Raw genomic sequence first — 9052 nt, 5'->3', positions numbered from 1 at the left:
CAGGCCACGCGGCAGTGCCGCGGGCACTCGCTTCGATGATGTTGCCGCTGCCATCCCTGGCGCCACGCAATGACTTCGGATCGCCCAGCCCGACCATCCTGGCCGGGCGTTCGGCAGGCCACGCGGCAATGCCGCGGGCCCTCGCTTCGATGATGTTGCCGCTGCCATCCCTGGCGCCACGCAATGACTTCGGATCGCCCAGCCCGACCATCCTGGCCGGGCGTTCGGCAGGCCACGCGGCAATGCCGCGTAGCGGCCTGCCTCACCCCTCCGGCGGCAACTTCGCATCCTTCGCCGTCGTCACCGGCGGCACCGGATCGGTCGCGGGGCGCTTGAACTCCACCGGCGCCAATACCGGCTGAGCGGATGCGACCGGCATGGGTGGCAACGTGCCCGCGGCTTCCTGCGGCATGACGCGCGGGCCGAAACCGAAGACGCCGTCGCTGCGTGCCGAGACGATCATCCGCACCATGTTGGCCGGGATCATCAGCTCGACCTCGACCGCGTGCCCTTCGACCGTGCGCGCCTCGAGCGTCATCTCGATCAGCGCGCCGCCCGTGTCGATGGCACGGCACAGCACGTGCGGGCCATGCGGTCCGTCCTGCATGTACGGGCGGATCGCCGCGCCCAGCACTTCCAGCGCCTGCGGATAGAGGAAAACGGCGTATCCCTGGATCTCGTCGAGCATGTCGTCTCCCGGGTCAGCGCAGTTCGATCTTCAATGCCGCGGCGGCGTCGCGCGCACGCTCGCGGGCCTGCTCGATGCCGTCGCCCAGCGCCAGCGTCACCGCGACGCGACGATGGCCTTCCACGCGCGGCTTGCCGAACAGGCGAAGCTGCGTGTCGGCCTGCATCAGCGCCGCATCCACGCCCTCGAACGCCGGCACGCCGTGGCCATGCGCGAGCACCGCGCACGAGGCCGACGGTCCGTACTGGCGGATCGCCGGCACCGGCAGGCCGAGGATCGCCCGCGCGTGCAGCGCGAACTCGCTCAGGTCCTGCGAGATCAGTGTGACCAGTCCCGTGTCGTGAGGGCGTGGCGATACCTCGCTGAACCACACCTCGTCGCCCTTCACGAACAGTTCCACGCCGAACACGCCCCAACCGCCGAGATCGTCGGTGATCGCTCGCGAGATCTCCTGCGCGCGTTCCAGCGCGCGTGCCGACATCGGCTGCGGCTGCCAGCTCTCGCGGTAGTCGCCATCGCGCTGCAGGTGGCCGATCGGCGCGCAGAACGTGGTGCCGCCGACGTGGCGCACGGTCAAGAGCGTGATTTCGTATTCGAAGTCGACGAAGCCCTCGACGATCACACGACCCGCGCCGGCGCGGCCGCCGGTCTGCGCGTAATCCCACGCCGGGTCGACGTCGCCTTCATTGCGTACCAGGCTCTGGCCCTTGCCGGACGAGGACATCACCGGCTTGACCACGCACGGCACACCGATTTCGGCCACGGCCGCGCGGTAGTCCTCGAGCGTATCCACGAAGCGGTACTTTGATGTCGGCAGGCCGAGCGTTTCGGCGGCGAGGCGGCGGATGCCTTCGCGGTCCATCGTCAGGCGTGCGGCGCGCGCGGTCGGGATCACCCGCACGTCGCTGCCACGCGCGTGGAACTCGCGCTCCAGCTCGACCAGGGTCTGGGTGTGGATCGCCTCGATCTCCGGGACGATCAGGTTCGGACGTTCGAGTGCGATCAGCGCGCGTACCGCGCCGCCATCGAGCATGTCGAGCACGTGGCTGCGGTGCGCCACCTGCATGGCCGGCGCGTCGGCGTAGCGGTCGGCGGCGATGACTTCCACGCCGTAGCGCTGCAGCTCGATCGCCACCTCTTTGCCGAGTTCGCCCGATCCGAGCAGGAGCACGCGGAAGGCGTGCGGGGACAAGGGCGTGCCGAGCGTGACCATGCGCGATCCACGAAGTCTGGGGGGGGGGCGCCAGTTTACCGGTGAGCGGCGCCCGCATCGGCACGGACGGGCTATGTCGATGCGCGGTCGCGTGCGATCCTTCCGCGATGCCCGGCCCCCACCCGCGCAAATACCGCCTCCGACTCGCCTTCGCGATGCTGTTCGCGATGGCGATGGCCGCGTGTTCGCGCGAGCAGCCGGTGCCGGAAGACGAACAACGCGGCACGCGCCTGGCCGGTGTGCTGATCGATCCCCAGCTCGACGAGATCAGCGGCCTGGCCGCGTCACGACGTCATCCCGACGTGCTGTGGATGCACGACGACGGCGGCAATCCGGAACGACTGTTCGCGGTGAGCACGCGCGGCGCGCGGCTGGCGACGCTGCGCGTGGAAGGCGTGACCAAGACCGACTGGGAAGACATGGCCTCGTTCGAACTCGACGGCCGCGACTATCTGCTCATCGCCGACACCGGCGACAACGGCGGGCTGCGGCGCAGCCTGCAGCTGCACATCGTCGAAGAACCGCGTCGCATCGAGAACGCGCGCCTGCGGCCGGCGTGGTCGATCGCATTCCGCTGGCCCGACGGCGCGCGCGACTGCGAGGCCGTGGCGGTAGACGCGAAGGCCGGGCAGATCCTGCTCATCTCCAAGCGCCGCCAGCCGCCGGAGCTGTTCTCGCTCCCGCTGCGCCCGCGCGGGACGGCATTGCAGACGGCGACGCTGCTCGGCCGCCTGCAGGGCGTTCCGCAACCCGACGCCGAAGCGGTGCGCCGCAATCCGCAACGCGCGCGCCTGGACAGCCAGGTCACTTCGGCCGACATCTCCCCCGACGGCCGCACGCTCGCGGTGATGACCTACCGCTGGCTGCTGCTGTACGGCCGGCGTGGCGATGAATCCTGGGGCGATGCGGTGGCCCGTGCGCCGCGCTTCGAACTGCTGCCGTGGCTGCCGCAGGCCGAGGCGCTGGGCTGGAGCCTCGACGGCCGCCACCTCTACGCGACCGGCGAGTTCATCCCGGCGCCGCTGTACCGGATCACGCCCTGACCGTCCGTCGGCTCGCTTTCGACCGCCCCTTGCGTCGATTGATATCTTTTTGATATCACTTGATCAGACGACAGGAGACCACGATGAAAGAGATCCCGATCCGCTCGCTGCCCGGAATCCCGACCCTGCTGGTGCTGATCGGCATCGCACTCGTGTCGGCCTGGCTGTTCGTGAGCGGCGTCCGCCACGAATCGCTCGCGCTGATCGTGCTGGCCGCGCTGGGCACGATGCTGGCGATCTTCCTCGCCGCCGGCCTGTACATGGTCGAGCCGAACCAGGGCGCAGTGCTGAGCCTGTTCGGCAAGTACGTGGGCACGGTCAAGGACAACGGGCTGCGCTGGAACAGCCCCTTCTACATCAAGCGCAAGCTCAGCCAGCGCGTGCGCAATTTTGAGAGCGGCAAGCTCAAGGTCAACGAACTCGACGGCAGCCCGATCGAAATCGCGGCCGTGATCGTCTGGCAGGTGATCGACTGCGCCGAGGCGGTCTACAACGTCGACGACTACGAGAGCTTCGTCCACATCCAGTCCGAATCCGCGCTGCGCGCGATGGCCACCAGCTATCCCTACGACCAGCACGAGGAAGGCCAGCTCGCGCTGCGCAGCCATGCGGCGGAGATCAGCCAGCACCTGCAGGATGAACTGGCCGAACGCCTCGCCGACGCGGGCGTGAAGGTGATCGACGCGCGCATCAGCCACCTCGCGTACGCGCCGGAAATCGCGCAGGCGATGCTGCAGCGCCAGCAGGCCAATGCGATCATCGCGGCACGCACGCGCATCGTCGCGGGCGCGGTCGGCATGGTCGAGATGGCCCTGGCCGAACTGCAGAAGAACGGCGTGGTGAACCTGGACGAGGAACGCAAGGCGCACATGGTCAGCAATCTGCTCGTCGTGCTGTGCGGCGAGCGTTCCACCCAGCCGATCGTCAACGCCGGCTCGCTCTACTGAGGACGTGATCCACCGATGCCCGATTTCATCGTGCCCCTGATCCTGGCGATCAGCTCGCTGCCGGCCTTCGTGGTCGCGGCGCTGATCGGCAAGGGACGCCCGCGTGGCGCACCGGTGCCGCGCCTGGCGTTGGTGATGCGGCTGGTCGGTATCGCCATCCTCGCCGGCGCCGCGGGCATGTTCTGGGCGGGCGAGAACGAAACGCGCCGGCTGGCGGTGGTCGTGGCGATGGTGGTGGCGGTCAACGGGCTGGGTCTGGTGCTGCTGTTCTCGCTCGGCCGCAACCGCACCGGACCGCGCGGACGGGGTCGCGGGTGAGCGAGAAGAAGGCCTATCCGCTGCGCATCAACGCCGAGGTGCTCGCCGCGGCGCAGCGTTGGGCCGACGACGAACTGCGCAGCCTCAACGCCCAGATCGAATACGTGCTGCGCGACGCGCTGCGCAAGGCCGGCCGCCTGCCGAATCCCCCTGCCTCCGATGAGGAATCTTCATGAACTGGACCTACCAGGTGATCGAGATCGTGCCGCGCATGCTCGGTCCCGCCGTCAGCGAACGCCTGCAGGAAGAACTCGACCGCCTCGGCGCCGATGGCTGGGAACTGGTCAGCGTGATGCCGGTGACGCCGTTCGACCATTTGCGCGCGGTGCTCAAGCGCCCCGCCTGAACGCGCACGTACGCACGCTCGCGCGTCGCGACGTGGCATCGCCCTTCCCGGCCCGGTAACCTGCGCGAATGCGCGGCCAGCCACGGATCCTGATCAACACGCCGGACATCGAACTCTGGCCCGGCGGCCTGTTGCACGCGCGCAGCAATTTCGACGCGCGTGCGCTCGCACGCGCACGCCACGTGCTGCGCCGCAAGCGCGATGGTCGCTACCTCGCGGTCGATCTGCCCGAGGGCCTGCTCGCGCTGGTGCCGCACCTGCGTCGCGAGCCGGGCCTGGAGGCTGCGCTGGATGCGATCGAAGCGCCACCCTCGCACCTGCGCGCCGGCATCGAACACGTGCGCGAACTGCCACTGGATCGACTCGAGGAACGCCTGCACGCGCTCGGCCTCGACGGCGCGTACGGCGAGCGCACCGGACTGGAACTGGTGGCGGAGCCGGACTGGCTCGCGTTCGCTGGATTCGACCGCTATCGCCGCCCGTTGTGGCTGCACGTCGACGCCGCACGCGCGTGGCACCACCTGCGCGAAGCGGCGCAGCGCGACGGTGTGGTGCTCGAAGCGATTTCCGGCTATCGCAGCCACGACTACCAACTCGGCATCTTCGATCGCAAACTCGCGCGCGGCTTGAGCGTGGACGAGATCCTCACCGTCAACGCGGCGCCCGGCTACAGCGAACACCACTCCGGCCTCGCCCTCGACATCGGTGCGCCGGACGAGCCGCCCGCGGAAGAATCGTTCGAGAAGACCGGCGCGTTCGCATGGCTGCGCGACAACGCGCAGGGTTATGGATTCGTGATGAGCTATCCGCGCGACAACCCGCACGGCATCGTCTACGAGCCGTGGCACTGGTACTTCACCGGCTGACCGCCGCGTCGCGCCAATTCGCAGTTTCAGCACTTGTCCGCAACACGCGGGCGGCGTAAAGAAACCGGGCCGCAACCGCGCCATCCGCGCTGGAAAGGACCTGACGATGCGCCTCCGGATCGCCTTGCTGGCCGTTCTGCTGCCGTTTCCCTTCGCGACCACGGCCAGCGACCAGGTCCACTGGCGCGAGCGCGATGTCATGGCCGACGAAGCCTACCTGCGCTACCACCCCGACCAGCGGTATCGGAATCTCGGACTGGAGGCCTACGCGCAGCAGGACTACGCGACCGCACTGTCGCATTTCACGGAAGCCGCCCGGTACGCGGACAAGGCATCGCAGGCCTTCATCGCCGGCATGTACTGGGAAGGCCTCGGGGTGCCATCCGATCCGGCGATGGCGTACGCATGGATCGATCTCGCCAGCGAGCGACGCACGCCCCCACTGCTCGCCTATCGCGAACACTACTGGTCCCGACTCGATGCATCGCAACGCGAGCGCGCATCGACGATCGGTCTCGACCTGTACGCGGAGTACGGCGACGACGTCGCGCAGCACCGCCTGGAGCGCCTTCTGGCCAAGGGACAAAGCCGCGCCGCCGCGACGCGCTCGCCGTATCTCTACGTCAATGGACACCTGGAGTGGTACCAGTCGAAGTTCTGGCGCCCCCGGCAGTACTGGGCATTGCAGGAAACGTTGATCCGCGACGCCTTGCCGCACGCCGACGATCCGGGCCAGGTGCGCGTACGGCCGCTCGAACCGATCCGCGACCGGCCTGCCGATGGCGACCGACCGTGAGTCCTACTCCTTGTCCAGCGTGATGCGCACGCCAGCGGCAGTCTTCTGGGTGATCGCCACTTCGAAGTCCTTGCTGCCGTGGTGCTTCTTCACCAGCACGTCCTCGCCGTCGTCGACCTCGACCTTGTAGCGGTCGCCGAGCTTCGCGCGCAGGCTGTCGCGGATCAATCGCGCGATGTGGTTCTCACCCGCGTCCTTCGGGATCTGCACGGTGACATCGACCGGCGGTGCGTCGGTCGGCGCGATGCGGATGACCACGACGCCGTCGCTGTCTGCATCGCTGCTGACCTGGATGCGCCACTTGTTCGACGGCGCGGCGACGGCCGCACCGATCCCGACCACCAGCAACACGGACAGCACCATCCGCCGGGCGATGCCCAGGTTGTTCGCGTGCGTGTTCATCCCGTTCGCCCCTTTTGATCGTTGCGATCCGGACGGCCGGCGGCCGCCCTGCGCGACCATCGTCGGGTCAATCCTGTGAACGCTTTGTGGGCTCGCGCACCGCCGCGCCCAGGTCGGCGATCTTCCACAGGTACAGGCTGGCATAGGTGCGGTACGGGCCCCAGCGCTCGCCGGCGAGCGCCAGCTCTTTCGGCGTCGGCGTGGCGTCCAGCCCGTCCACCCGTTGCGCGCCCTTGCGCACGCCGAGGTCATCGACCGGCAGCACGTCGGGACGGCCGAGGCGGAACATCAGCATCATCTCCACCGTCCAGCGACCGATGCCGCGCACCGGCACGAGCGCTTCGATGATCGCGCTGTCGTCCATCGTGCTCATGCGGCGCAGGTCGGGGATCTCGCCACGGGACTCGCGCGCGGCGAGGTCCCGCAGCGCCAGAGTCTTGTTGCCCGACACACCGCACGCGCGCAGCGCGGTGTCGTCGATGCGCGCCAGCGTGTCGCAATGGAAGCGGTGGCTGGCGATGGCAGTTTCGACGCGGCCGACGATCGTCGCCGCGGCCTTGCCGCTGAGCTGCTGGTAGAGGATCGCGCGGGCCAGCGCATCGACCGGATCGAACGACTTGCGCCAGCGCGGATCGGCCTCGATCGGTCCGATCTTCTTCATCCAGCGCGCGAGCTTGCGATCGCGCTTGAGCAGATATGCGTGCGCCGCTTCGGTATCGAATCCGCGTGCGTGGCGCGGCACGTCAACGCCTCAACGCTTCGATGGCGTACAGCAGCCAGGCCAGGATCATCAGACTGCCGCCGACCGGCGCCAGGCTCGTCGACATACCGGCGAACACCGCAAGCGCAAGACTGCCAGAGAACAGCAGCGTCCCCAGCAGCAGCACGCACAACGCGAACGTGCGCAGGCGGCGCTGCCGTCGCGGCGCCAATGCGGCCAGCGCGATGCCGTGGCCGAATGCGAACAGCGCCGCGCTGTGCAGGCGCGACGCGTCCACGCCCTGCACCGCATGCGCGGCGTAGGCAGACATGGCGACCGCCGATGCGGCAAGGAGTGCGCCGAAGGCGGCGAGCAGGCGCGTGCTCAACGGCGAGGAATGCGGAGTCGGATAACCGGTCATTCGAAGTTCGACGCGTGCGTGCAGGCGGCCACCTTAGCAGCCCACACGATGCGCGAGCGGAATCGCGGCGGAATGGCGGGCCAACCGACCGCCCAAAACAAACGCGCCGCGGAAAACCGCGGCGCGTTCTATGGAGCGTCGTGCTGGAGCGTCAGCCGTATCGGCTTACTTGACGGCCCAGAACACGTCGTACTCGCCTTCCTCGGTGAAGCCGCCGGTAATGCCCGACTTCCACGATTCGTACGGACGCTCGACGGTTTCGTAGCCGTGGGTCATCGCCCAGCCACGCAGCGCGTCGCGCACCTTGGCGAGGTTGGCCATGTGGCCCTTGAAGCCCGGCACCACCGCGACCTTCGTCGGCTCGGTGTACACGGCGGTCACCGGACCCTCGAGCTTGATGTCGAGCTTGCCGGCCGGACCGGTCGCACCGATCTTGCGGACCGGCTGGGCGACGTCGAAGGAGTACATCTCGGCGCCGAACTCGTTGGTGATGATGCGCACCGGACCGTCGGCTTCCAGGCCGTTGGAGGCCATGACCTTCTTGATCCACTCGATGTTCGAGTTCATCTGGCCCATGACCTTCTCGTTGCTGCGCTCAACCGCAGCGGTCACGACCAGCAGGTTCTCGGCCGGACGGTCGACGACCTTCGGAGCCTTGGCCGGATCGGCCTTGCTCAGTTCGGCGTAGTCGAAGTTCGGCACGGCGGCCAGCATGTTGGTCAGACGACCCAGGCTGGCCTTCATGTCCTCGCCCACGCTGCTGCTGACGTACAGGCCGGCGTAGCGGCCGATCAGGTTCCAGCCGTAGTCGACGGCGTAGGTCTGGGTGATCTCGACGTTACGACCACCGCGGCCGGTCGGCTTCAGGGTGAATTCGGTGCGCTTGTTCTTGCCCGGCTCGATGTCGGTCAGGGCATAGGCGACGCGCTTGCCCGGCTCGCTGGCGGTGATCTCCCAGCTGCCCTGGCGCAGGCCCTTTTCCTTGGAGTCGTACTCAAGGCGGGCACCGACGCCCGATTCCGGGCCGGAAAGCTTCAGCTGCATGGCCGGATCCTTCAGGACCAGGATGTTCCAGTCCTTGAAGCGGCGCAGGCTGTTGAGGGTGTCGAACACGATCGTCAGCTTGCGGTTGGTCTCAACCGAATGCTGCAGGTGACGGCTCGCCGGGAGCGCAATGCCCACGATGAGGAACAACGCGGCAACGATTGCCAAGGAAATCAAAATCTCGATCAGGCGGGTCATTCAGGTTTCTCCGAGGGCCGGGACCCGGTCGGACCGGGACACAGACCGGCAATCGTATCAAGGAAGCCGC

Annotated in this window: 14 protein-coding genes; 7 read left to right on the top strand and 7 right to left on the bottom strand. The window is 68.1% G+C overall.

The features are described from left to right. The 3 genes from FOF45_RS18345 to purT all read right to left on the bottom strand — a co-directional run. Positions 1 to 211, bottom strand: a 211-nt coding sequence (locus FOF45_RS18345) for a hypothetical protein (RefSeq protein WP_233264137.1), incomplete at its 3' end; no start/stop codon positions are given. Between the two features lie 51 nt (positions 212 to 262). Further along, on the bottom strand, positions 263 to 688 hold the full coding sequence (locus FOF45_RS12200; RefSeq protein WP_158985240.1) for a hypothetical protein: 426 nt from the start codon (positions 686 to 688) through the stop codon (positions 263 to 265). 13 nt (positions 689 to 701) lie between these two features. After that, entirely contained in the window at positions 702 to 1901 is a 1200-nt protein-coding gene (gene purT / locus FOF45_RS12195; RefSeq protein WP_158985238.1) for a formate-dependent phosphoribosylglycinamide formyltransferase, read from the bottom strand. 107 nt (positions 1902 to 2008) lie between these two features. Here purT and FOF45_RS12190 point away from each other — a divergent pair, with 107 nt between their 5' ends. The 7 genes from FOF45_RS12190 to FOF45_RS12160 all read left to right on the top strand — a co-directional run bounded on the left by FOF45_RS12190 (position 2009) and on the right by FOF45_RS12160 (position 6217). Then, complete coding sequence (locus tag FOF45_RS12190; protein ID WP_158985236.1) at positions 2009 to 2944, top strand: hypothetical protein; 936 nt, start codon at positions 2009 to 2011, stop codon at positions 2942 to 2944. Positions 2945 to 3027: 83 nt separating this feature from the next. Then, the gene (locus tag FOF45_RS12185; protein WP_158985234.1) at positions 3028 to 3891 is read left to right on the top strand and encodes an SPFH domain-containing protein; all 864 of its coding nucleotides are present in this window, start codon (positions 3028 to 3030) and stop codon (positions 3889 to 3891) included. 15 nt (positions 3892 to 3906) lie between these two features. Continuing rightward, positions 3907 to 4209, top strand: a complete 303-nt coding sequence (locus tag FOF45_RS12180) for a hypothetical protein (protein WP_158985232.1) — start codon at positions 3907 to 3909, stop codon at positions 4207 to 4209. Continuing rightward, positions 4206 to 4385 (top strand): type II toxin-antitoxin system antitoxin, encoded by a 180-nt coding sequence (locus FOF45_RS12175; RefSeq protein WP_158985230.1) that lies wholly within the window; start codon positions 4206 to 4208, stop codon positions 4383 to 4385. Before FOF45_RS12180 ends, FOF45_RS12175 begins: the two co-directional genes overlap by 4 nt. Then, on the top strand, positions 4382 to 4555 hold the full coding sequence (locus FOF45_RS12170; RefSeq protein ID WP_158985229.1) for a DUF4177 domain-containing protein: 174 nt from the start codon (positions 4382 to 4384) through the stop codon (positions 4553 to 4555). Before FOF45_RS12175 ends, FOF45_RS12170 begins: the two co-directional genes overlap by 4 nt. 68 nt (positions 4556 to 4623) lie before the next feature. Next, positions 4624 to 5421, top strand: a complete 798-nt coding sequence (locus FOF45_RS12165) for a M15 family metallopeptidase (protein WP_158985227.1) — start codon at positions 4624 to 4626, stop codon at positions 5419 to 5421. Positions 5422 to 5527: 106 nt separating this feature from the next. Then, the gene (locus tag FOF45_RS12160; protein ID WP_158985225.1) at positions 5528 to 6217 is read left to right on the top strand and encodes an SEL1-like repeat protein; all 690 of its coding nucleotides are present in this window, start codon (positions 5528 to 5530) and stop codon (positions 6215 to 6217) included. 3 nt (positions 6218 to 6220) lie between these two features. Here FOF45_RS12160 and FOF45_RS12155 read toward each other — a convergent pair whose 3' ends face one another. From FOF45_RS12155 to FOF45_RS12140, 4 genes are all read right to left on the bottom strand, one after another. After that, complete coding sequence (locus FOF45_RS12155) at positions 6221 to 6619, bottom strand: hypothetical protein (protein ID WP_158985222.1); 399 nt, start codon at positions 6617 to 6619, stop codon at positions 6221 to 6223. Positions 6620 to 6686: 67 nt separating this feature from the next. After that, complete coding sequence (locus FOF45_RS12150) at positions 6687 to 7361, bottom strand: DNA-3-methyladenine glycosylase family protein (protein WP_158985220.1); 675 nt, start codon at positions 7359 to 7361, stop codon at positions 6687 to 6689. 1 nt (position 7362) lies between these two features. Continuing rightward, complete coding sequence (locus tag FOF45_RS12145; protein ID WP_158985218.1) at positions 7363 to 7740, bottom strand: DUF423 domain-containing protein; 378 nt, start codon at positions 7738 to 7740, stop codon at positions 7363 to 7365. Positions 7741 to 7905: 165 nt separating this feature from the next. After that, entirely contained in the window at positions 7906 to 8982 is a 1077-nt protein-coding gene (locus tag FOF45_RS12140) for a polyketide cyclase (protein ID WP_158985216.1), read from the bottom strand. Positions 8983 to 9052 lie beyond the last annotated feature (70 nt).

It is taken from the genome of Lysobacter panacisoli (genome assembly GCF_009765165.1).
Lineage (GTDB): Bacteria > Pseudomonadota > Gammaproteobacteria > Xanthomonadales > Xanthomonadaceae > Lysobacter_J > Lysobacter_J panacisoli.
The sequence above is the reverse complement of the archived record's forward strand: the minus strand, read 5'-3'. Positions and strand labels throughout refer to the sequence as shown.